General features: G+C 40.7%; 26 protein-coding genes and 1 other RNA gene. 20 read left to right on the top strand and 7 right to left on the bottom strand.

Annotation, left to right across the window (positions count from 1 at the left end; genetic code table 11):
* Nucleotides 1–18 precede the first annotated feature (18 nt).
* The 6 genes from eno (at nucleotide 19) to NSQ36_RS15820 (ending at nucleotide 4,675) form a co-directional block, all read left to right on the top strand.
* Nucleotides 19–1,311: a phosphopyruvate hydratase gene (gene eno, locus NSQ36_RS15845; RefSeq protein ID WP_003212752.1), complete on the top strand. Its 1,293-nt coding sequence runs from the start codon at nucleotides 19–21 to the stop codon at nucleotides 1,309–1,311.
* 256 nt (nucleotides 1,312–1,567) lie between these two features.
* On the top strand, nucleotides 1,568–1,837 hold the full coding sequence (locus NSQ36_RS15840; RefSeq protein ID WP_073979003.1) for a hypothetical protein: 270 nt from the start codon (nucleotides 1,568–1,570) through the stop codon (nucleotides 1,835–1,837).
* Between the two features lie 58 nt (nucleotides 1,838–1,895).
* On the top strand, nucleotides 1,896–2,663 hold the full coding sequence (locus tag NSQ36_RS15835) for an ABC transporter ATP-binding protein (RefSeq protein WP_339206075.1): 768 nt from the start codon (nucleotides 1,896–1,898) through the stop codon (nucleotides 2,661–2,663).
* Complete coding sequence (locus NSQ36_RS15830; RefSeq protein WP_339206073.1) at nucleotides 2,635–4,032, top strand: hypothetical protein; 1,398 nt, start codon at nucleotides 2,635–2,637, stop codon at nucleotides 4,030–4,032. The genes NSQ36_RS15835 and NSQ36_RS15830 overlap by 29 nt, the downstream gene beginning before the upstream one ends.
* A complete protein-coding gene (locus NSQ36_RS15825; protein WP_050944185.1) occupies nucleotides 4,029–4,397 on the top strand; it encodes a hypothetical protein in 369 nt (122 codons plus the stop codon). The genes NSQ36_RS15830 and NSQ36_RS15825 overlap by 4 nt, the downstream gene beginning before the upstream one ends.
* Nucleotides 4,394–4,675, top strand: a complete 282-nt coding sequence (locus NSQ36_RS15820; protein WP_113387371.1) for a hypothetical protein — start codon at nucleotides 4,394–4,396, stop codon at nucleotides 4,673–4,675. Before NSQ36_RS15825 ends, NSQ36_RS15820 begins: the two co-directional genes overlap by 4 nt.
* Nucleotides 4,676–4,696: 21 nt before the next feature.
* Here NSQ36_RS15820 and NSQ36_RS15815 read toward each other — a convergent pair whose 3' ends face one another.
* Together NSQ36_RS15815 and NSQ36_RS15810 are read right to left on the bottom strand one after the other, a co-directional pair.
* Nucleotides 4,697–5,161: a GNAT family N-acetyltransferase gene (locus NSQ36_RS15815; protein WP_251190807.1), complete on the bottom strand. Its 465-nt coding sequence runs from the start codon at nucleotides 5,159–5,161 to the stop codon at nucleotides 4,697–4,699.
* 15 nt (nucleotides 5,162–5,176) lie between these two features.
* A complete protein-coding gene (locus NSQ36_RS15810; RefSeq protein ID WP_251190808.1) occupies nucleotides 5,177–5,641 on the bottom strand; it encodes a hypothetical protein in 465 nt (154 codons plus the stop codon).
* Nucleotides 5,642–5,758: 117 nt separating this feature from the next.
* Between NSQ36_RS15810 and NSQ36_RS15805 the strand changes: the two genes are divergently transcribed.
* The gene (locus NSQ36_RS15805) at nucleotides 5,759–6,391 is read left to right on the top strand and encodes an NAAT family transporter (protein ID WP_251190809.1); all 633 of its coding nucleotides are present in this window, start codon (nucleotides 5,759–5,761) and stop codon (nucleotides 6,389–6,391) included.
* Nucleotides 6,392–6,446: 55 nt separating this feature from the next.
* Here NSQ36_RS15805 and NSQ36_RS15800 read toward each other — a convergent pair whose 3' ends face one another.
* A complete protein-coding gene (locus tag NSQ36_RS15800) occupies nucleotides 6,447–6,983 on the bottom strand; it encodes a GbsR/MarR family transcriptional regulator (RefSeq protein WP_012011291.1) in 537 nt (178 codons plus the stop codon).
* A 269-nt stretch (nucleotides 6,984–7,252) separates the two neighbouring features.
* On the opposite strand from NSQ36_RS15800, the gene NSQ36_RS15795 reads away from it, so the two are divergent.
* The 4 genes from NSQ36_RS15795 to NSQ36_RS15780 are packed head-to-tail and all read left to right on the top strand — an operon-like array spanning nucleotide 7,253 to nucleotide 10,710.
* Nucleotides 7,253–8,401, top strand: a complete 1,149-nt coding sequence (locus tag NSQ36_RS15795) for a betaine/proline/choline family ABC transporter ATP-binding protein (protein ID WP_003212926.1) — start codon at nucleotides 7,253–7,255, stop codon at nucleotides 8,399–8,401.
* A gap of 13 nt (nucleotides 8,402–8,414) precedes the next feature.
* Nucleotides 8,415–9,068: an ABC transporter permease gene (locus NSQ36_RS15790; protein WP_003213477.1), complete on the top strand. Its 654-nt coding sequence runs from the start codon at nucleotides 8,415–8,417 to the stop codon at nucleotides 9,066–9,068.
* 13 nt (nucleotides 9,069–9,081) lie between these two features.
* On the top strand, nucleotides 9,082–9,999 hold the full coding sequence (locus NSQ36_RS15785) for an osmoprotectant ABC transporter substrate-binding protein (protein ID WP_251190810.1): 918 nt from the start codon (nucleotides 9,082–9,084) through the stop codon (nucleotides 9,997–9,999).
* 21 nt (nucleotides 10,000–10,020) lie between these two features.
* Nucleotides 10,021–10,710: an ABC transporter permease gene (locus NSQ36_RS15780; RefSeq protein WP_003213726.1), complete on the top strand. Its 690-nt coding sequence runs from the start codon at nucleotides 10,021–10,023 to the stop codon at nucleotides 10,708–10,710.
* Between the two features lie 80 nt (nucleotides 10,711–10,790).
* Here the strand turns inward: NSQ36_RS15780 and NSQ36_RS15775 are convergent, their stop codons facing one another.
* From NSQ36_RS15775 to NSQ36_RS15765, 3 genes are all read right to left on the bottom strand, one after another.
* Nucleotides 10,791–11,111 (bottom strand): helix-turn-helix domain-containing protein, encoded by a 321-nt coding sequence (locus tag NSQ36_RS15775; RefSeq protein ID WP_050944175.1) that lies wholly within the window; start codon nucleotides 11,109–11,111, stop codon nucleotides 10,791–10,793.
* Nucleotides 11,112–11,193: 82 nt separating this feature from the next.
* Nucleotides 11,194–11,595, bottom strand: coding sequence for a helix-turn-helix transcriptional regulator (locus NSQ36_RS15770; protein ID WP_003213015.1), 402 nt, complete (start codon nucleotides 11,593–11,595; stop codon nucleotides 11,194–11,196).
* A gap of 130 nt (nucleotides 11,596–11,725) precedes the next feature.
* Nucleotides 11,726–12,130, bottom strand: a complete 405-nt coding sequence (locus tag NSQ36_RS15765; protein WP_003213200.1) for a helix-turn-helix transcriptional regulator — start codon at nucleotides 12,128–12,130, stop codon at nucleotides 11,726–11,728.
* Nucleotides 12,131–12,283: 153 nt separating this feature from the next.
* Here NSQ36_RS15765 and NSQ36_RS15760 point away from each other — a divergent pair, with 153 nt between their 5' ends.
* From NSQ36_RS15760 to NSQ36_RS15725, 8 genes are all read left to right on the top strand, one after another.
* Nucleotides 12,284–12,517 carry a helix-turn-helix transcriptional regulator gene (locus tag NSQ36_RS15760; protein ID WP_003213379.1) on the top strand — a complete coding sequence of 78 codons (234 nt, stop codon included), beginning with the start codon at nucleotides 12,284–12,286 and terminating at the stop codon, nucleotides 12,515–12,517.
* Nucleotides 12,518–12,543: 26 nt separating this feature from the next.
* Nucleotides 12,544–12,834, top strand: coding sequence for an AbrB/MazE/SpoVT family DNA-binding domain-containing protein (locus tag NSQ36_RS15755; protein WP_003213714.1), 291 nt, complete (start codon nucleotides 12,544–12,546; stop codon nucleotides 12,832–12,834).
* A gap of 186 nt (nucleotides 12,835–13,020) precedes the next feature.
* Nucleotides 13,021–13,254: a preprotein translocase subunit SecG gene (gene secG / locus NSQ36_RS15750; RefSeq protein WP_003212746.1), complete on the top strand. Its 234-nt coding sequence runs from the start codon at nucleotides 13,021–13,023 to the stop codon at nucleotides 13,252–13,254.
* A gap of 124 nt (nucleotides 13,255–13,378) precedes the next feature.
* The gene (locus tag NSQ36_RS15745; protein ID WP_251190812.1) at nucleotides 13,379–14,125 is read left to right on the top strand and encodes a carboxylesterase; all 747 of its coding nucleotides are present in this window, start codon (nucleotides 13,379–13,381) and stop codon (nucleotides 14,123–14,125) included.
* A gap of 19 nt (nucleotides 14,126–14,144) precedes the next feature.
* Nucleotides 14,145–16,487: a ribonuclease R gene (gene rnr / locus NSQ36_RS15740; RefSeq protein WP_050944163.1), complete on the top strand. Its 2,343-nt coding sequence runs from the start codon at nucleotides 14,145–14,147 to the stop codon at nucleotides 16,485–16,487.
* Between the two features lie 139 nt (nucleotides 16,488–16,626).
* Complete coding sequence (gene smpB / locus NSQ36_RS15735; protein WP_003213153.1) at nucleotides 16,627–17,097, top strand: SsrA-binding protein SmpB; 471 nt, start codon at nucleotides 16,627–16,629, stop codon at nucleotides 17,095–17,097.
* A gap of 176 nt (nucleotides 17,098–17,273) precedes the next feature.
* Nucleotides 17,274–17,635, top strand: a transfer-messenger RNA (tmRNA) gene (gene ssrA / locus NSQ36_RS15730).
* Nucleotides 17,636–17,977: 342 nt separating this feature from the next.
* Nucleotides 17,978–18,811: a hypothetical protein gene (locus tag NSQ36_RS15725; protein WP_106032204.1), complete on the top strand. Its 834-nt coding sequence runs from the start codon at nucleotides 17,978–17,980 to the stop codon at nucleotides 18,809–18,811.
* 312 nt (nucleotides 18,812–19,123) lie between these two features.
* Here the strand turns inward: NSQ36_RS15725 and NSQ36_RS15720 are convergent, their stop codons facing one another.
* Complete coding sequence (locus tag NSQ36_RS15720; RefSeq protein WP_050944161.1) at nucleotides 19,124–19,363, bottom strand: hypothetical protein; 240 nt, start codon at nucleotides 19,361–19,363, stop codon at nucleotides 19,124–19,126.
* Nucleotides 19,364–19,602: 239 nt separating this feature from the next.
* On the opposite strand from NSQ36_RS15720, the gene NSQ36_RS15715 reads away from it, so the two are divergent.
* Nucleotides 19,603–21,192: a histidine kinase N-terminal 7TM domain-containing protein gene (locus NSQ36_RS15715; protein ID WP_212045544.1), complete on the top strand. Its 1,590-nt coding sequence runs from the start codon at nucleotides 19,603–19,605 to the stop codon at nucleotides 21,190–21,192.
* Nucleotides 21,193–21,390 lie beyond the last annotated feature (198 nt).

The raw sequence follows: 21,390 nt of genomic DNA, 5'->3' as shown, positions 1-21,390 counted from the left end.
AAAAGGAGAGAAATAACGATGCCATACATTGTTGACGTATATGCACGCGAAGTATTAGACTCTCGCGGTAACCCAACAGTTGAAGTAGAAGTTTATACAGAATCTGGCGGCTTTGGCCGTGCACTAGTACCAAGTGGTGCCTCTACTGGTGAATATGAAGCAGTAGAACTACGTGACGGAGACAAAGACCGTTACCTTGGAAAAGGTGTTCTGACAGCTGTAAACAACGTAAACGAAATCATTGCACCAGAGCTTTTAGGCTTTGATGTAACTGAACAAGTAGCAATTGACAAAATGTTAATCGAACTTGACGGAACAGAAAACAAAGGGAAATTAGGCGCAAACGCAATCCTTGGCGTATCTATCGCTGTAGCACGTGCTGCTGCTGATTTCTTACAAATTCCACTTTACCAATACCTTGGTGGATTCAACTCCAAAACGCTTCCAGTGCCAATGATGAACATCGTCAACGGCGGAGAGCATGCGGATAACAACGTAGACATTCAAGAATTCATGATTATGCCTGTAGGTGCACCTAACTTCCGTGAAGCACTTCGCATGGGCGCACAAATCTTCCATAGCCTGAAATCTGTATTAAGTGCAAAAGGCTTAAACACAGCTGTAGGTGACGAAGGTGGATTCGCTCCAAACCTTGGTTCTAACGAAGAAGCACTTCAAACAATCGTTGAAGCGATTGAAAAAGCTGGTTTCAAACCAGGTGAAGAAGTGAAACTTGCAATGGATGCTGCATCTTCTGAGTTCTACAACAAAGAAGACGGTAAATATCATTTATCAGGCGAAGGTGTTGTGAAAACATCTGCTGAAATGGTTGACTGGTATGAAGATATGGTATCGAAATACCCAATCATCTCGATCGAAGACGGCCTTGATGAAAACGACTGGGAAGGTCACAAACTATTAACTGAGCGCCTTGGCAGCAAGGTTCAGCTAGTAGGAGATGACTTGTTTGTGACAAACACGAAGAAGCTTTCTGAAGGAATCAAAAACGGCGTTGGTAACTCAATCCTAATCAAAGTAAACCAAATCGGTACATTAACTGAAACATTTGATGCAATCGAAATGGCAAAACGTGCAGGATACACAGCTGTTATCTCTCACCGTTCTGGTGAAACTGAAGACAGCACGATTGCAGACATCGCTGTTGCAACAAACGCTGGACAAATCAAAACAGGTGCTCCGTCTCGTACGGACCGTGTGGCGAAATACAACCAATTACTTCGCATCGAAGATCAATTGGCTGAAACAGCACAATATCACGGCATTGCAACATTCTATAACTTGAATAAATAATGTCAGCTATGCGCTGCGTTCCACTCTTTTATGAGAGCGGGACGCAGCGTTTTTTTGTGTCGAGCGAAATCCGCTGGCTAATTCATTTGACTTATCCTATTTCTGTAAAAAATCCTCCTTCCGTTAGAGATGAAGTCAAAACCCTTCCATTTATAAGCACTAAATCATGAAAAACCAACTAAAAATATGATCTGAAATGAACTTATGCTTTCTGTAAGGGGGTGGTATCATTTTACATATATTAGGGGGTGATGAGATGCTGAATCCTTTTAGCCTTCGTTTTCCAGTAGGTGTGTATATGTATGTTCTTCACCTATTGGCGGCATATGATGAAAGGAAGCAACGAATTCTAACTTCTAAGAATGTACAGAAAAACGCATTTTGGATTTATGTTCTTGCCGCTATATTAGGCATTATTTCACTTGGAGCATTGATTTGGGCATGCAAGACCTTTGGACAGGGCTCTAAATTTTTAGGAGAGTTCAAATTATTAGGCATGTACGTTAAAATCCAGTGCGGTTATTAACAGGGATGAGAACAGATGCAAGGTCATCTGTTCTATCTGAAACAAACGGAGGGATATGATGCTGACATTACGATTAAAAGAAAAAACATATAGCCGCACCTTCTCTCTCCGTAATATTCAAATGAATGTCGAGAAAGGGCAGATGCTACTGCTTTTGGGGCATAATGGTGCGGGGAAGACGACGATGATCCAATCCATGTTTGGCCTGACACCATTTATAGGATGTGTCACTTTACATGGTAAACAGCTGAACCTTCAATTCTCAGAACATATCTCCTTATTGAAAAAACATGTTTCCTATATTCCTGACGACCACTCGTTGTTCGATTATTTATCGCCGAGGGAATACTTTCAATTACTTCAGCTGCCAAATGAGCAAGATGTCACACGGGAAGAGACGTTCATCGATCTGTTTGAGCTGGGTTCATATATGGATCAGCCTATCGCTCAGCTGTCTCATGGCAATCAAAAGAAAACGCAGATCATTTCACAGCTCCTCAGGCCGTGTGATTATTATGTGTTCGATGAGCCAACGAACGGACTTGATCCAGATATGATGATCATCTTAAAAAAGGTGCTCATGAAGCTGAGAGATCAAGGTGCAGGCATTCTCATTTCAACCCATCATTTGAGCTTTGGTGATACGCTTTATGACCATCTCATGATCTTAAGAAATGGTGACGTCAAGTTGGATATGTCCCGTCAAGAAACGAATCAGACATTTCCTCATCAGGCACTTGAAGAGATTTATAAAGAAGTAAATCGAGATTACTATATGCAGGTGGAGAGGTTACTCAATGATTTGGACACGACACGTTCTTCATAAAATAGAGTGGGGCATGCTGACAACGAAAGGAAAGCAACTTGGAAAAAAGTATCCTTTGCAGCTGCTCTCAGCTGCCGTTTTTCTCTTGCTCATCTATGCGATATACGTTGTCATCAGCCTGCGCTTTTACATGCAGGCAGGTGAAAGTGAGCCAGCTGCGCTATATCTCCAATTTGTCAAAATGTCGCTCTTACTATTAGGAGCAGGGATTGTGTTATCCCGCAATAAACTGAAGCGCCAAGAATATCAATTCTACTTTTTGAACAGTGCAATACAAAGTGTACCCTTTGTCCTTTGTGCGTATTTCTTTCCAGTGCTTTTTTGCTTCCTCATGGCTGGATTGCTTTTTTTACCGATTGTATTAGGTCTTTTGATCACGGGTGTCACCCCATCTCTGTATTGGATCATCGCTGTTTGCATCACATGCGGCATATTGGCACTTTATACGCTCTCTTCATGGATGCTAATGAGGATCGGTGTAAGTTATTTCGTATCAAAAACAAAGGAGCATTTACTTCTACAAACAATCGGCTTTGCGGCACTTCAAGTACTCATATATCTTCTTTTTCAAAAAGCAGTGGAGATGATCCATGTATGGCCGGCTGTCTATCTGACGTTGCTGGTGATTCTTCTAAGCGCTGGCTGGCTATGGGTAAAGGGCTTAGCAGCTTGCTATGTTCATCAAATGTTTTTGCAGCTGAAAACAGAGGTAAAGTCATTTTCTTACCAGAAAATTAGGACGTACTCTTCCTTTCTGACGCAACTGCGGCAGGAAGTGGTCTATTTCATTCGATCAGCTGTTTTTAAAGAACAAGGCATTTTGTTCCTCTTTCTCGTTTGTTTGACGGCTGGGCTCCCATTTGTTTTTACACCTGAAGAAACTGGATGGCTGTATGCTTTTATTGTGCAGTTTGCGTTAAAGGAAATATTGATCATGCTTCCGCTGATGATTGGCAGAGAATATCATCTCAATCAACGGGCCATCTTTATGTTAAATACATCAAAGGGTGCGTATATATTGCCAAGAATTTTATTTTATTACACAATCAATTTACTCATTTATTTTGTGTATATTGGCCTTGCTTATTTGGTGATCGGTATTGAAAGTGAAGGTCATGGCTTGGCGAGTTTGTCCATTTTATTCATGACCGTCATGGCAGCCTGTACGGGGTTTGTCGTGAAAATCAGTGATTTTAATAAACTGTTTGTCATCGTGATGATGATTGCTGTATTCAGCTTCATCGATATGCTTTTATTAGAGTGGCTGTCAGCTCATATGTTTCTTCTTGCCACCGCTTATCTGCTTGGGTCACTTGCCTTTTTCAGTTGTATATATGCTGTGATGTTAAAAAGGCCGATATTGCGATGATGGGGCTTGTCATTAGTTTACTAGCGGTTGTGCTTATTCATGAACTCGGTCATATGCTGATGATCATGGTGTGTAACAAAGTCGAAAAAAGGCCGCTCTTTGATTTTGTGGTAACGATTGATTGGAAGCATGTGGCGATCGTCCATGAGACATTTGCCCGGCCGAGCTTTAATCTGATGGTGGCACTTGCAGGTCCGCTGTTTCCGGTACTCTGCTCAATTGTGCTTTTATTAACGTGGAAGCATTCGGTGAGTCATCAGCTGCTGTTTTTTTCTTTACTGAACACTGTGATGCTGCACCCAGCTTGCCCAGACGGGAAAAATATCACAGTCAGTTTAAAAGAGATGAAGGAGAGAAAGAGATGATCAAAGTATTTCATTCGTTTTCTAGCGGCTTAACACTTGCGATGCTGTATATATTTGCTGTGTTTATGACCCCTGTCTTTTTACTGTTGCTAGAGGTCAATCATATCGAATCAAGTCCAACGCTGTTTGGTATGCCATTTTATATTATGAAAATTGAAGAGTATCAATTCAGCTCTGAGGCGACGCTTTTTGGATGCGTTGTCTGCTTTTTAGCTGGCGCTGTGCTTTACTTATTCATTCAATATGTGATTCATGCTGTGAAAAAGCAAAAAGCATAAAAAAGCAGGCTGAACAAATAGTCAGTCTGCTTGAAATGTAAGTGACAGCCGTACCATATCTATACACTGAATCCCGTTTTCATAAATTGGTTCATCATAATGCTTAAGGAAGAAATCGCGATCGATCGACGTTAGGCGGAAGCCGCATTTTTGATAAAGTGCGAGCTGCTGAATACTCGAGTTGCCTGTGCCGATTTCAATCGTATGAAAACCAGCAGCTTTCGCTTCAGCGATTGCATGGCGGATCAGCTGCTTCCCAATTCCCCTTCCTTGCCATGACTCCTTCACAGCCACATTCATGATTTCCACTGAATGCTGAGAGAGCGATGATAGCACATAGACACCAATCACATCATCTTCATGAAAAGCCGCATAACAAGAACCGGATTGTACATAAGCAAGAACCTTTTCCTTTGAAGGATCAGCTAATAGTAAAAGATCCATTGGGAGAGATTCATCATGAGATAATCGCCGAATCTGTATCACATTTTTTCATCCTTTCTATTCTTTAATATACCCTTGTTTCACGCCCCAATCGTATTGGTCCTGTACCCACTGTGAGGGAGGATGATGAGTGACATTCGGGTCTTTTTTGACAGTTGGTTTCCTTGTAGACTGAGCGGTCTGCTTATTTGCTTGAGCAGTGGCTTTTGCTGCTGCCAGCTCTTTTTGAAGCTGGTCGACTTTTATCTCAAGCGCTTTACGCTGTTTGACCTCTTTTTCATAGGCTTTCTTTTCTTTTTTGAGCTTTTTTGTGACGGTGGCTATTTGCTTTTTTTGTTCATCGTTTTTATGCTTCATATCTGTTTGATCTGATGTTAACTGCGAGAGCTTCAGATCGCTCGTTTTGCTTTCTTGCTGATGTGTTTTCTCTGCTTTTACGATGGTCTGCTGCTGCCCAACAATCCAGCCACCTAAGGCAATAACTGCTACAGACAGAAGAAGGATCGTCATTGTTTTCTTCATGTGTGAACCCCTTTCTTTAAACCACTATTATCATCGGTTAAAGATATACAGGTTTTAACATCACAAGGGAATATTCACATCAGAATGGCAGACACTATGCAAAAAGGAGGGTGTCTGTTGATTTCCTTTATGATTCATGTTGTCGTCTCATTATTTGCTGTATCAAACCCCATAGGAAACGTACCTCTTTTCATCACCTTAACAGAGGGCTATACAGAGAAAGAGCGCTCCCAGACAGCCAAAAAAGCCATCGTGGTCTCTTTTATTATTTTGATTGCCTTTCTATTGGCAGGCAGGCTCATTTTCAAACTGTTTGGAATTGATATTCATGCACTTCGCATCGCTGGCGGTATTTTTATTTTTGGTATCGCTTACAATTTACTGAATGCAAAAGAATCACACGTCCAAAATCCTCATTCGGAGGAAAAGGCAGAAAGCAAAGAGAAGGCAGATATCTCCGTTACGCCGCTGGCGATCCCGATCATCGCTGGTCCCGGTACAATCGCTACAGTGATGAGTTTAACCCCGGGAAGTCAAGGGATGCTCCACATGTTTGCGATTCTAGTTGGCATTGTCATCGTTCTTGCTATGACGTATTATGCCTTTCATTATTCAAGTTTTATTATGCGAAAAATGGGGAAAACAGAGATGAATGTCGTGACGCGTTTGATGGGATTAATTCTGGCTGTAGTGGCAGTTGAAATGATCGGCGCAGGCTTAAAAGGGATGTTTCCGATGTTTATGTCATAAGTGTATATAAAAAAGCTGTTTTTTTCTACAATGATGTAAAATAAAACAGCTTTTTTTAAGGTTTCGGCACATGCTTAAATACTTCTTCACTTTCAAAGAACTCAATTAAGCGGCTAATCCAATCATAGTAATCAAGACTTTCCTTGATTTCTGAAAGAAGCAGATTGATTTTATCCTCTGTTTCTTCTGGTAAATCTTCCTGTTCAAGCAGCTCTTGCAATTCCTTGCACGTTTTCTTATGTGCTTTACGGTTTTTACTGACAACACGTGTCCAATTGGCTGCAAACAATGAAATAAACGTTTGGTATTGATCTTGCTCAACGTCATAAAGATCTTTACGTATTCCTTTTTCATAAACCTTTTCCGCAATATTTAAATCGAGCATTTCTCGAACGACTTGACTCATCCTCGTTTTGCTCATGCCGGTCGCCTCTGATAGCTCTTCCAGCGTCATTGGTTTACGGTTCATGTGAATGATACCAAGCACTCTACCCACTGTAGAAGAAAGACCAAAGGCATTCATGTTCTCTGCAGCTTTTTCAATATAATGATCCTGTGCTTTTTGAATGGCGCCTAGCGCTTGCTTGTCCACTCCCCGCTTCATCCCTTCACGACTGACAATTTGTAACACAATATATCATATACCTGTTTGTTGATGAAAACAATAAATATTGAGTAATTGCTAGTAATTTGGAGGAAAAAGGAGAGATATCTAGATATTACGGCGTTAACTGAAAATTTTATATAAATGTTATGCAATACAAACACATCATAAACTTTTTATTTTATAAAGTTTGCACTATAATTAATAAGGTGTAAATTTTCTGAATATATAGATCCAACTAATTGGAGGTGTCTCATTTGCTGAAACTAGAGAATGTATCTAAGACGTATAAAGGCGGAAAAAAAGCTGTCAAAAATATTGATTTAGACATAGCAAAAGGAGAATTTATTTGTTTTATTGGACCGAGTGGCTGTGGTAAGACCACAACCATGAAGATGATCAACCGACTCATCGAACCTTCCTCAGGAAATATTTTTATCGAGGGAGAAAATATCATGAAAAAAGATCCAGTTCAATTAAGAAGAGAAATCGGTTATGTGATTCAGCAAATTGGACTGTTCCCCCATATGACCATCGCGCAAAACATCTCACTTGTGCCGAAGCTCTTAAAATGGCCGGAAGAAAAACGGAAGGAACGAGCACGCGAACTGTTGAAGCTCGTCGACATGGGCCCAGAATTTTTAGAGCGCTATCCTCATGAACTCAGTGGAGGACAGCAGCAGCGCATCGGAGTTCTTCGCGCACTGGCAGCAGAACCCCCTCTGATCCTCATGGACGAACCATTTGGTGCACTTGATCCAATTACACGAGATACATTGCAGGAAGAATTTAAGAAGCTGCAAAAAACGTTAAATAAAACCATCGTATTCGTCACACATGACATGGATGAAGCAATTAAACTGGCTGACCGAATTGTGATTTTAAAAGATGGAGAGATTGTCCAAGTAGGCACACCAGAAGATATTTTGCGTAACCCAGCCAACGAGTTCGTTGAAGAATTCATTGGAAAAGAACGCCTGCTTCAATCAAATCCGAATATGGAACGTGTAGAACAAATGATGAACACGTCACCAGTCACCATTACAGTCGAACAAACGTTGACTGATGCCATCTACATCATGAGAGAAAAGCGGGTCGATTCCTTGCTTGTAGTAGATGAACATGATGTGTTAAAAGGCTATATCGATATTGAAACTATTGATGCGAACCGCAGAAAAGCGGCTTTCGTTGGTGAGATCTTAAATACAGAGTTCTATACTGTACAAGAAGGCGCACTTCTCAGAGACACCGTTCGGAAAATCTTAATACGCGGTATTAAATATGTACCAGTTGTCGATGCCAAAGGGCATTTAAAAGGCATTGTGACACGGGCAAGTCTTGTAGATGTTGTGTACGACTCCATTTGGGGAGACGATACGCCAGCGTCTGCCATTGAAATGAACTAAGGGAGGTGGACACATGGATCAAATCATCGATTTTCTAGAGAAAAATGGTGGGGAACTCCTCACAAAAATGTGGGAGCATTTATATATTTCCTTAATTGCTGTCGTGCTAGGAATTATCGTTGCCGTTCCTTTAGGCGTCGTTCTCACGCGAATGAAACGAGGCGCAGGCTTTGTCATCGGTGTCGTGAATATCTTTCAAACACTCCCTAGTTTAGCGATTCTTGCATTTTTTATTCCTATTTTGGGGGTTGGGAAAATACCTGCAATCGTTGCTCTCTTTTTCTATTCGGTATTGCCTATTTTGAGAAATACGTATGCCGGCGTCCAAGGTGTGAACAAAAATCTGCTTGAATCCGGTAAAGGGATCGGCATGACCACATGGGAACAAATTCGTCTCGTGGAACTTCCGCTTGCTGTACCGATCATTATGGCAGGTGTCCGAACGTCAACGATTTATTTAATTGGCTGGACAACACTTGCTGCTTTTATCGGTGGAGGCGGTCTTGGTGACTACATTTTAATTGGACTTCAGCTATACCAGCCGGAATACATTATTGCAGGTGCCATCCCAGTCACCATTTTAGCGGTCATCATTGACTTTACATTGATGAAGCTGGAGAAAAAAGTAACACCAGAAGGCTTAAAAGGATTGAAGGAAGTTTCATAAGGAGTTGGCTTATGTGAAGAATCGAAAAACAAAATGGATCAGCGCACTGCTTGCTGGATGCTTGCTATTGATAAGCGGCTGTTCACTTCCTGGACTAGCCGGCTCCTCAGGCAATACGCTGCGGGTGGGAGCACAAAACTTTACCGAATCAGAAATCATGGCCTATATGGTTAGCGAGATCATCGAACATTACACAGATAAAAAGACAACCATTGTGAAAAACTTAGGCTCTAATACCGTACAGCAGAAAGCAATGGAAAATGGGGATATCGACATTTCGGCGACAAGATATACAGGGACAGATTTGACAAGTACGCTTGGAATGGATGCGGAAAAAGACCCGGAGCGTGCAATGGAAATCGTCCAAAAAGAATTTAAGAAACGCTATGATTACAAATGGTTTGATTCCTATGGCTTTGACAATACGTATGCCTTTGCCGTGACGCAAAAGATGGCGAAGGAAAACAAGTTAGAAACGGTCTCTGACTTGAAAAAGAATGCGAAGAATTACCGGTTCGGTGTCGATAATATATGGCTCAAAAAGAAAGGCGACGGTTATGAAGGATTCGTGAAAACATACGGAATTGAATTTGGAAGCACGTATCCAATGCAGATTGGTTTAGTGTACGATGCATTAAAAAATGAAAAAATGGATATTGTGCTTGCCTATTCAACAGATGGACGAATCAAAGCCTATGACCTCAAAATTTTAAAAGATGATAAGCGGTTTTTCCCGCCATATGATGCATCGCCCGTTGTCCCGGAAAAAGTTTTAAAAGAGAACCCAGGGCTTGATAAGGTGATCAACAGACTGCTCGGAAAAATTAATACAGAACAAATGCAAGAGCTGAACTATCAAGTCGACGGAGAGCTTCAAGAACCAGCCACCGTTGCGAAGAATTTCCTGAAAAAGCACAATTACTTTGAGTAAGATGGGGAGGTGTCACGGCTGATGGACACACTGCAGCAATTATGGACGTATTATCAGCAGAACGGTTCATATGTGTTAGAAGAATTTTATCGGCATTTTCTCATGTCAGCGTATGGGGTGCTGTTTGCGGCAATAGTCGGAATTCCAGTAGGCATCTTTGTGGCGCATTACCGTAAGCTAAGCAATTGGATCTTCGCCATTACCAACGTCATTCAAACCATACCGGCGTTAGCAATGCTTTCCGTGTTGATGCTCGTGTTAGGACTTGGCGCAAATACAGTCATCATATCACTCTTTCTGTATTCGCTTCTGCCGATCATCCGCAACACGTATACAGGGATTGTCAGCATTGAACATGCTTATTTAGAATCGGGTAAAGCGATGGGCATGACGAAATGGCAAGTGCTGAGAATGGTTGAATTACCGCTTGCTTTATCGGTTATTATGGCTGGTTTAAGAACTGCACTGGTCATCGCTATCGGCATTACAGCGATTGGGACATTTGTTGGCGCGGGAGGTCTAGGTGATATCATCATCAGAGGATCAAACGCCACAAACGGAACAGCCATCATTTTAGCAGGTGCTATTCCAACTGCACTCATGGCCATTATCGCTGACCTAGTCATGGGCTGGCTCGAACGCTATTTAAGCCCAACGAACAAGAAAAAAGAAAGAAAAGCATTAGCTGAAAAAAACATGACATCTGCTTAAGCGGTTGTAAAGACAAAACCTCCCTTACATCTGTAAGGGAGGTAGTTTTATGATGATCAGGCAGTTCACATGCGGGTATTTTATGATTCAAGCGTGATCCATTCAGTAGACCACTTCGAAATTTCCTCAAAAACGGGTGCAAGGGAACGCCCCATATCAGTTAAAGAATACTCAATACGCACGGGTGTTTCAGCAAAAACCTCCCGTTTTACAATGCCTGCTGCTTCCAGCTCTTTTAATCTCTCAGATAATACTCTTCCGCTTAAATTTGTCAGAGCGGCCTCAATTTCACCAAAGCGCTGCGGACTTGAGAGAAGCTGAAAAACAATCAGTGCAACCCAGCGTTTACTCAATAACTCAACTGCTTTTTCAAACCGCGGGCACATGTCAGATTGATTCATCTTTCTTCACTCCAATCTGAACCCATTATACCGTAAATTTGTCATAAATCAGCTCAAAAAGCTTGTCAATGATCAAAACATTCTATGATGACGAACGGCTGTTTAATATAAATAACAGATAGCGGTTAAGATCTTCTATTTCTTTTTTCGAAAGAGTTGACCAAATGTCTCCATCAAATAGTTCGAGATCACCAAGTTCATATTGCGCTGCGGCTTCCTTTATTTTGGATAATGCCGTTTCCTCTTCCTTCAGCTGATGGACAGAAGAGGCTTCCTCAATATAGCCCGCAGCCTGCATCATTTCCTCATAAGGAACCTTTAATGCACCGGCTAGTTTTTTTATCGTAGGAGGCTTCGGAATGCCGCGTTTCCCATTTTCAATACGAGAAATACCAGCAGCACTGACCTCTGAATACATCGCTAATTGGTTCACTGACAGCTTCTTTTCCTCACGTAATGCTCTTAAGTATGCACCAAAGTTCATCAAGGCAAAACCTCACATGGTTATAGATTAGATATATCTATTTTACTTGATTTGTTGACTATTGGCAACAAGTATACCATGAAAATATTGACATTAGTTAATAGTGAATGTATCTTAGGGTTATGCCCCGCTATTTGTTCGTCTTTTTTTGGTTGATGAGCGTGAGAAAGTATTCATTCAGCTGGCTGATGTCTTGTGCGGATAGCCTTTCCCATAGGTCTCCGTCAAAAATGGGAAGATGTTCTACATCCTTTTGAAGCGCCGTTTGATAGATTTTCAACATGGATTCATATTTTGGTTTCATTTCATGAACTTGTTCCTGTTCAATATGACCTGCAAGCAGCATTAAATCCTCATAAGGCACCTTCAAGGCGTGTGCTAATTTTTTTATGGTTAAAGGCTTCGGCACACCACGCTTTCCATTTTCGATTCGAGAAATACCAGCAGCGCTTACACCTGAATACATGGCGAGTTGATTGACAGACATTTTTCTATTTTCTCTTAAAATGCGTAATTGTTCACCAAAGTGATTCATGACATCGAACCTCACATTTCAGTATATGACTTATTTTAGTATGATCATTGACCAAAGGAAATAGCAGAGGGGTAAAAGTGTTGACTTAAGTTAATGAATCTGTTTCATGTGAGCACCTACACGTTGTACATATTGATTCCATAGGAGGTTGTAATGATGGTCGAAAAGATTCAGATCAGGCGGACTTATGTCATGCAGTATATGATCGAAAACGATATGTCTTTAAATCAGCTCGCTGATGAAATTGGCATTTCTCCTGCCACACTCAGCAGGGTATTAAATGGTCATCGGAAACCAGGTCAGCTTGTCATTGGCAAAATGATTCATTACTTTGATAAAAAATTTGAAGATCTATTTTACTATGAAAATGTTGACAAAAGTCAATGAATGAAATGATCAAGGAGGCAATGTCGTTGAAAAGAACTGGGATGGTCAGACATATTGATTCACTAGGCAGAATTGTTCTGCCTTCAGAAATGCGCAAGGTACTCAATATTAAAGAAGAGCAGCTTTTAGAAATTTTCATTGAAGATCAAACCATTATGCTGAAAAAATATGATGCAGATAAGAGCTGCCTGTTAACTGGACAAGTGACGAAGTATAACAAAAGCTATGGAAATGGGAAAGTGATGCTGAGTCCTGAAGGAGCTGAACGTTTGTTAGTAGAATTAAAACAGCTATTGAAAGAAGAAGCAACCCGTTAAAAACATGTTTTTAAACGAAAATTGCATATAAAAAATGCTGCATACTACTCTTTGGAATGAAATTGAATCAAAATAACGAGTAAAGTCCAGAATATAGAGGGAATCTTTATTTTGATGTTTCGTGACATGCACCTTGTTTTCATGTAAAATAAAGTTATGTGTACCAGTTTGTCTGGAGGTGTTTTCATGCACGCATTTGTTATCACATTACTCGTAATTGTCAGTATCGCACTTATCATCGTTGTATTGTTACAATCTAGTAAAAGTGCTGGACTGTCAGGCGCTATTTCAGGTGGAGCCGAGCAGCTTTTCGGTAAGCAAAAAGCGAGAGGTCTTGACTTGATACTTCACCGTTTAACGGTTATTTTGTCAGTGCTTTTCTTCATCTTAACACTTGCATTGGCATATTTAGGCGTATAAAGCGCGAGTAACAGAAGGTCTGATCTTTTTTCAGACCTTTTTTTATTATCAGCACTCTTTTGTGTTTGTTTCATACATACAAGTGGAAAATATAAACCATATCGGAAGGAAAGGAAGTCACATCATGAAAGTTGTTACACCAAAACCATTTACGTTTAAAGGTGGAGAAAAGGCGGTGCTTCTTCTTCACGGTTTTACTGGGAATACAGCCGATGTTCGAATGCTAGGCCGTTATTTGAACGAAAGAGGGTATACGTGTCATGCACCACAATATAAAGGACACGGCGTGCCGCCAGAAGAGCTTGTCCATTTTGGACCGGATGACTGGTGGAAGGATGTAGAAGAAGGCTATCAATTCTTAAAAGATGAAGGCTATGAGGAAATTGCGGTTTGCGGCCTATCCCTCGGAGGAGTTTTTTCATTGAAATTAGGTTACACTGTACCTGTAAAGGGAATTGTACCTATGTGTGCACCTATGTACATAAAAAGTGAAGAAGTCATGTACCAGGGTGTACTAGAATATGCCCGTAACTATAAGAAATTCGAGGGTAAGTCAGAGGACCAAATTGAACAGGAAATGGAAGAGTTCAAGAAAACGCCCATGGATACACTGAGAAGCCTGCAAGAACTGATTGCAGATGTTAGAAATAATGTCGACATGATTTATTCACCTACTTTTGTTGTTCAGGCACGTCACGATCATATGATTAATACAGACAGTGCGAATATCATTTACAACGAAGTAGAGACAGATCAAAAGCATTTGAAATGGTATGAAGAATCAGGCCATGCGATCACGCTTGATAAAGAGCGCGAGAAGGTTCATCAGGATGTATATGCATTCTTAGAATCACTTGATTGGTCAGTTTAAATATATAGGGGGTTAGAGTGTGCAAAAAGAAGAATTTATGAATGAATTACTCGCTTTTATGAAAGATGAAGCGTATAAACCGTTAACCGTTCAAGAGCTGGAAGTGATGATGGAGATTACCAATCCAGATGATTATAAAGAGCTCGTCAAAGCACTTGTGATGCTGGAAGATCAAGGACTCATCGTTCGCACGCGCAGCGATCGCTACGGTGTACCGGAAAAAATGAACTTGGTAAAAGGAAAGCTGTCTGCTCATGCAAAAGGCTTTGCATTTGTGACACCAGAAGAGTTTGGACAGGATGATATTTTCATTCCGCCTAATGAGCTAGGCACAGCGATGAATGGTGATACGGTCATGGTTCGTGTCAGCCACAAATCAAACGGCACAAAAAAAGAAGGGACTGTCATCCGAATTCTGGAGCGTAATACTCAGACGGTTGTCGGTACCTATACAGAAACGAAAAGCTTTGGCTTTGTCATTCCTGATGATAAAAAAATCACAACCGATATCTTCATCCCGAAATCCGCTAAAAATGGAGCGGTCGAAGGGCATAAAGTGGTCGTGACGCTGACTAGCTACCCAGAAGGAAGAATGAGTGCAGAGGGCGAAGTCACTGAAATCCTTGGTCATAAAAATGACCCTGGCATTGATATACTATCAATCATTCATAAACACGGCCTGCCAGGTGAGTTCCCAGAAGAAGCGCTCCAGCAGGCAGTAGACACACCTGAAACGATTGATGAAAAAGACCTAGAAGGCAGACGTGACTTACGCAATGAAACGATTGTAACCATTGACGGAGCAGATGCGAAGGACTTAGATGATGCCGTTACGGTGCAAAAGCTGGATGATGGCAAATATAAGCTAGGGGTGCATATTGCAGATGTCTCTCATTATGTCACAGAGAACTCTCCGATTGATCAGGAAGCTTATGAGCGTGGAACGAGTGTATATCTCGTAGACCGCGTCATTCCTATGATCCCGCACCGCCTGTCAAACGGTATTTGCTCGTTGAATCCGAAGGTCGATCGTCTCACGCTGTCTTGTGAAATGGTCATTGATCGAAATGGGAAGGTCGTCAAACACGAGATTTTCCAAAGTGTGATCAAAACGACGGAAAGAATGACCTATACTGATGTGAATAAGATTTTAGTCGATCAAGACGAGGAGCTTATAGACAAATACGAGCCGCTCGTCCCAATGTTCCAAGAGATGGAGAAGCTTGCAGAGATCCTTCGCGAAAAACGGATGGAGCGCGGGGCAGTAGACTTTGACTTCAAGGAAGCAAAAGTACTTGTAGATGATGAAGGAGCGGCGAAAGACGTTGTCGTTCGCGAGCGTTCAGTCGCAGAGAAATTAATTGAAGAATTCATGCTTGTTGCTAACGAAACAGTTGCAGAGCATTTCCACTGGTTGAATGTACCTTTCATTTATCGAATTCACGAAGAACCAAATCCTGAGAAGCTTCAGCGCTTTTTAGAGTTCGTGACAACGTTTGGTTACATTGTGAAAGGAACGTCGACAAACATTCACCCGCGTGCACTTCAAAGTGTACTTGATGCTGTGAGGGATCAACCAGAAGAAGTTGTGATACAAACCGTGATGCTTCGTTCGATGAAACAGGCGAAATATGATCCAGAAAGCATCGGCCATTTTGGATTATCAACGGAATTCTATACACATTTCACATCACCGATCCGCCGTTATCCGGATTTAATCGTGCATAGACTAATTAGAACCTATTTGATTCAGAAAAAGACAGACGAAGCAACTCTAGAAAAGTGGGGTCAGCTGCTTCCTGAAATTGCAGATCATGCGTCTACAATGGAGCGCCGCTCAGTCGATGCAGAGCGTGAAACAGATGATCTCAAGAAGGCAGAATTTATGCTTGATAAAATCGGTGAAGAGTTTGATGGCATGATTAGTTCCGTGACGAACTTCGGACTATTTGTTGAACTGCCGAATACAATTGAAGGTCTTGTTCATGTCAGCTACATGACAGACGACTACTATCGCTTTGATGAGCAGCACTTTGCCATGATCGGTGAACGCACAGGAAATGTCTACCGTATCGGTGATGAAATCACAGTCAAAGTGGTGAATGTCAATAAAGATGAGCACTCGATTGATTTTGAAATCGTCGGCATGAAAGGCACCCGCCGTAAATCGCCGAAAGATTTTAAGTTTAAAAAACGAACAGATTCACCAGCGAAAAAAGGGCACGGAGGCCAAAATGCCTCTGGGGATAAAGCCAAAGAGGATAAAGGCGGAAGTGACTGGTTCACAGGCCGTAAGAAGAAGAAAAAGAAAAAACGCGTATTTGATAACGCACCAAAACAAAAACGTAAAAAGAAAAAGTAACGTGACAAAAAGCAAATAGAGCATCACGCTCTATTTGCTTTTTGACCACATAGCGTCAGCGTTGTCGAAAGCTGGATTGTTTGATAAAATAATCCGTACGATTTGGACCGTGTTTGTGTCAAAAGGAGGGTGTACGCCAATGCCAAAGGGAGAGGGAAAGGTTGTTTCCCAAAACAAAAAAGCAAATCATGACTATTTTATAGAAGAAACGTATGAAGCTGGCCTTGTGTTACAAGGAACTGAAATCAAATCGATTCGTGCAGGAAAAGTGAATTTAAAAGATTCCTTTGCCAAAATTGAGCGAGGAGAAGTGTTTCTTCACAACATGCACGTGAGCCCATACGAGCAGGGGAACCGTTATAACCATGACCCGCTGAGAACGAGAAAGCTGCTGCTTCATCGCAAGCAAATTAGTAAATTGATTGGTGCGACAAAGGAAGAAGGCTACTCACTCGTGCCTCTGAAACTCTATTTAAAAAATGGCTTTGCCAAAGTGTTGATCGGAATTGGTAAAGGGAAAAAGAAATACGATAAACGTGAAGATCTGAAGAAAAAAGATGCAAAACGCGAAATCGACCGTGCCTTCCGTGATCGACAAAAGCAATTCTAGCCTGATGCAGATGGCTTGCTGAGAGCGGAAGCATTATGCTACAATATGTTATGCAGTAAACAATCACCGCTTTTCTTACAGAAACCACCAGTTGTTTCAAGCGATAAGATTGTTATAATAGTTATATACGGAAGCAGTTAAGCTGAACGTTTCCATCCCGTATATCCCTTTTACAAGGGGACGTTACGGATTCGACAGGGGCGGTTCGAGCTTGAGCTGCGAGCCGAGAGGCGATCTCGTTAACACGCACTAAATGTAACTGGCAAAACTAAAAGTTTTAACCAAAACTTAGCACTAGCTGCCTAATAAGTGCAGCGAGCTCTTCCTGACATCGCCTATGTGTCTGTGAGGAGCCCAATGAAGTAGGCTACGCTTACGTTTTCGTCTGAGGACGTAAGAAGAGATCCATCAGACTAGCTCTCCAAGCGCCCGTCAGCAGGCATGAGGATGAGTGAACACCAAATATGTTGACTACGCTCGTAGACGCTTAAGTAATCGATGTCTCTGGACGTGGGTTCGACTCCCACCGTCTCCATCAAAACTTTTAGAATGCAGCCGAATCAAGGGTTTGAAAGCCCTTGATTCGGGGGCTGGCAACATTTTGGCAACATGGTGTTCTAAACGATTGGTTAACACAAAAGGATTTTATTAAAAACTTTAAGAATAAAAAAGACGCTATTTTAAGCGTCTTTTTTTTATTCCGTAGTATTATAACCTAAATTATTATTCGGCGTTTTTGCAGGTATTAAGAATTGGAAATTCGATTATATTTAATAATTATTTACCTATCTAGAGAATATTATACTATTTTTTTATGATTTTTATGTTAAAATAGACTTTATGTGTTTTAATTTAACTTTTATAGGAGGTATTTGTAAAGGTGTCGATGAATGTATTTTTTAAGAGAGTATCAATTTTGACAGTAATTATCTTTACGATTAGTTCATTATCTACTCTAACTAGTTTTGCAGAGTCAGATAATGAGGAACAACCTGTGTTAGAGGGGGTTCTAGTAGGTGAAACAGTAGAGGGTATAAATTCAAATGATGTTAAATTGAGTAGGGAAGTTTTATCTGAAGAGTTCGATCTTGAAGAAGAGGTTAGAAATATGCCTTCGATAGATGAAATGACGAAAGATGAGAGGCAACTTTTTGATAAAATAGTAGAAGAACAAACAGAGCTTGCAAATGTTAGTGAGAAGGAAATATTTAAAAAAGAATTAACAAATTTCTTCGATAAAGAATCTGATACATATAATGATTTGTCAGCAGCACAAGAAGAGTTAGTGGAAGAAATAAATGATTCAACTCTATTTGAAAATGAGAATTTAGCATTTGCTAAAGAGGTATTTGCTTCTTCATTTGGGGTTAAAGAAGTTGAAGCTGCTAAAAAGAAAAAATCATCTGGTATAAAGGTTGGTGTATCTGTTAGGTTTGCAGGTGCAGTTTTCAATGCTGTGATTGGTTTTGCTGTTGGGGGTGGCGTTGGTGTTATACAATCATTTATTATTAAAAAAGGCAAAGCAGAAGCTAAAAGAATATTCACTAAAACCGTAACAAGTAGATTAAAGGCGTGGGGAGCTAAAAAATTAGCGGTTTCTATTGGTGTTGCTGTCGCAATTGCTCTAAATTATTTGGATATTGGAACCCAAATTGCTAAACAATTAGATAAAAGGGATAAACGCCCTAATAATGGCTGGGTGGATATTTATTAGGAGGAATTTTGTGAAAAGTATAATGAAGTATGCTGTTATGATTCTCTTTATCAGTGTATTTTTCTATTATTACAATATGTTTGTACCTAAAAACTTTTTGTACATTATCATTGCACTTCCTATTTGTCTTATTGCTATTAACATTATTGATAAGTTATTTACTAATAAGTGATTATGAAAAATAAGCAAGCTTCTGCTTGCTTATTTTTTGTAAGGTAATTCAATTGACCATTTACACTAGTTAGTTGTCTATTTAACTAATAATTAAACTTGCAAAATAAGTACTAACATAGTCTCATTTTTGTATAGTTTTCAAGAACGTGTCTTCTGAGAAGACACCACCAACCGAACAAACAAAGGAAAAACGACAACCACCGCAATCATCATCAAAAATCCATCCGGCACAAGTTCCACAAACGTTGTTTGGATCACATAAATCGCAATCAGCAGTAAATAACTGATCAAAAATAACAATCCAGAACTTCTCTTTTCAAACGGTTTCTTCAAAAGAATCAGTATAAACAGCCCTGTCATGATCATCCAAAAAGTCATATTTCTTTTGAGTCTCCTCTCCATTCATCCCCACATTGTACAGATATTTCTCCGAGCGCAACATACTTCTATCTTAAATTAAGCAAAAAGTAGTGAAAATATAAGAGATCACGAACAGATAACGCCTGAAATGTTACAAAAAACCTCCACCCAAATCAAAATCACATCTTCCCATTTGTGACTTCCTCATATATAGTTATATTAGACTAGTTCTAAATAACTGAAATTGGGGCGTTTACATGGATTCGATTGTTTTACATTTTATTGTGATCATGAGTGTTTCTGGCATTCTGTCCGTGATATTATCAATCATTGCTCATGCGAACCGCCACCGGTATATTGGCTGTCAATTGTTTATGTACATGTCTGGAGCAACTGCGATTTATATCTTTGGGCACACGTTTGAATTATTGGCAAGTACACCTGGGGAGATTATGTTCTGGGTTTGTTTTCAATACATAGGTCTTCCGTTCATCGCGCCATTCAGTCTGATGATTGTGCTGCAATTTACGGGATTCCATCAATATTTCACAAAGCGCCGCGTGCTTCTCATCTTACTGATTCCAACTCTCACCACCATTATGGTGTTCACCAACTCTTTTCATTCACTCTTTTATCGAAGCATCACGATGAATCCAGTAGACGGATTTTTATTGGCTGACTTTACGATTGGCTATTGGTATATCATTCATGGCGTCTATACATTTGGCTGTTCGATGCTCGCTATTTTTATGCTGGTTTGGTTTTTGCGTGTTACAAAAAAAGAGTATTTAAAGCAGATCCTTATTTTGCTAGTGGGCATGTTACTGCCAATCACGACATCTTTTATCTATTTATTAGGCGTGACACCTCTTCATATTGACCCGGTCCCTGTGGTGATGTTTTTAACCAATGCGCTCTACTTATGGGCGATTATGTCGTTCCAGCTCTTTAAGCTCTCTCCCATTGCGATGGAGCGTGTGTTTGAGCATATGTCTGAAGGGGTTCTCATTTTAGATCGATACCGGACACTCATAGATTACAACCCCGCTGCTGCATCGATCATTCCAGCACTTTCTAATAAAAAGGGGATTGGCTTTAAAATTGACGATATTTTCTCAGGGATCATCAAAGATACCGCGTTCTTCCAGTGGCTGCGTTCTCCGCAGGATCATTCGCAATATGATTTAATGTGGAAAAAGGAAGAAGATCAGTCCAGCTATTATCTTCTGACCGCTTCATCGTTATTTAATAGAAGAGGAGAGATTGAGGGCAGGCAAATTGTGATCAGTGATGTAACAGAGCAGCGTTTGCTGCAGGAAGAGCTGGAGCGTCGTGCGTATATTGATGGATTGACGAATATCTTCAATCGGTCTTCATTTATTGAACGAACGCAGATGATCCTGGAAGAGGATGCGCAGGATACGGCTGTTATGCTGTTTGATATTGATTTCTTTAAACAAATCAATGACACACACGGACATCATATTGGAGACGAGGCACTGCGTCATGTTGTCACCATTTGTCAGCAGCATTTACAAATGGACGATTTATTCGGACGATATGGCGGAGAAGAGTTTGCTATTTGTCTGCCGCATCATTCTTTCGAAGAGGCATGTCATATTGCGGAGCAAATTAGACATTCATTTGAGATGAGTTTCTTTGAGAATGATGAGGAAAAAGTGCGAGTAACAGCGAGCTTTGGAATTGCTCACACAGCTTATGATCCAAATGTATTAGAAACTCTTCTATTTGAAGCGGACCAGGCCTTGTATATGTCAAAACGCCAAGGACGCAACCGGATTTATGCGTCCACTGGAGCGGATTATATGCTTTATGAAGAGAATTGACCTACCGCTTGCTTCTCATTGACGGTTGTCCTGACATTCGATATGATAAACATAACATTTGAACAGTTTCCTAAAGGGGAGTAGCTTTTACGGTTTGGTCGTCATTACAGAAGCAGCGATTGCTTCTCGGCCATTCCGGCATGAACAATGTTAGCCAGACCTTTGCCTATCACACATGAGGCAAAGGTCTGGCTATTT

It is taken from the genome of Bacillus sp. FSL W8-1143, assembly GCF_037965155.1.
Classification (GTDB): Bacteria; Bacillota; Bacilli; order Bacillales; family Bacillaceae; genus Bacillus; species Bacillus pumilus.
This window is presented reverse-complemented; position numbering and strand designations above follow the sequence as displayed.

Bases quoted from the DNA above. Each gene is read 5' to 3' on its own strand.
- NSQ36_RS15810 (WP_251190808.1), bottom strand. From the start codon at position 5,641: ATGAAGAAAACAATGACGATCCTTCTTCTGTCTGTAGCAGTTATTGCC.
- NSQ36_RS15760 (WP_003213379.1), top strand. From the start codon at position 12,284: ATGATGGTCGAAAAGATTCAGATCAGGCGGACTTATGTCATGCAGTAT.
- NSQ36_RS15830 (WP_339206073.1), top strand. From the start codon at position 2,635: ATGATTTGGACACGACACGTTCTTCATAAAATAGAGTGGGGCATGCTG.
- NSQ36_RS15825 (WP_050944185.1), top strand. From the start codon at position 4,029: ATGATGGGGCTTGTCATTAGTTTACTAGCGGTTGTGCTTATTCATGAA.
- NSQ36_RS15745 (WP_251190812.1), top strand. From the start codon at position 13,379: ATGAAAGTTGTTACACCAAAACCATTTACGTTTAAAGGTGGAGAAAAG.
- NSQ36_RS15835 (WP_339206075.1), top strand. From the start codon at position 1,896: ATGCTGACATTACGATTAAAAGAAAAAACATATAGCCGCACCTTCTCT.
- NSQ36_RS15765 (WP_003213200.1), bottom strand. From the start codon at position 12,130: ATGAATCACTTTGGTGAACAATTACGCATTTTAAGAGAAAATAGAAAA.
- NSQ36_RS15840 (WP_073979003.1), top strand. From the start codon at position 1,568: ATGCTGAATCCTTTTAGCCTTCGTTTTCCAGTAGGTGTGTATATGTAT.
- NSQ36_RS15790 (WP_003213477.1), top strand. From the start codon at position 8,415: ATGGATCAAATCATCGATTTTCTAGAGAAAAATGGTGGGGAACTCCTC.
- NSQ36_RS15770 (WP_003213015.1), bottom strand. From the start codon at position 11,595: ATGAACTTTGGTGCATACTTAAGAGCATTACGTGAGGAAAAGAAGCTG.
- eno (WP_003212752.1), top strand. From the start codon at position 19: ATGCCATACATTGTTGACGTATATGCACGCGAAGTATTAGACTCTCGC.
- NSQ36_RS15775 (WP_050944175.1), bottom strand. From the start codon at position 11,111: ATGAATCAATCTGACATGTGCCCGCGGTTTGAAAAAGCAGTTGAGTTA.
- secG (WP_003212746.1), top strand. From the start codon at position 13,021: ATGCACGCATTTGTTATCACATTACTCGTAATTGTCAGTATCGCACTT.
- NSQ36_RS15720 (WP_050944161.1), bottom strand. From the start codon at position 19,363: ATGACTTTTTGGATGATCATGACAGGGCTGTTTATACTGATTCTTTTG.
- smpB (WP_003213153.1), top strand. From the start codon at position 16,627: ATGCCAAAGGGAGAGGGAAAGGTTGTTTCCCAAAACAAAAAAGCAAAT.
- NSQ36_RS15715 (WP_212045544.1), top strand. From the start codon at position 19,603: ATGGATTCGATTGTTTTACATTTTATTGTGATCATGAGTGTTTCTGGC.
- NSQ36_RS15820 (WP_113387371.1), top strand. From the start codon at position 4,394: ATGATCAAAGTATTTCATTCGTTTTCTAGCGGCTTAACACTTGCGATG.
- NSQ36_RS15780 (WP_003213726.1), top strand. From the start codon at position 10,021: ATGGACACACTGCAGCAATTATGGACGTATTATCAGCAGAACGGTTCA.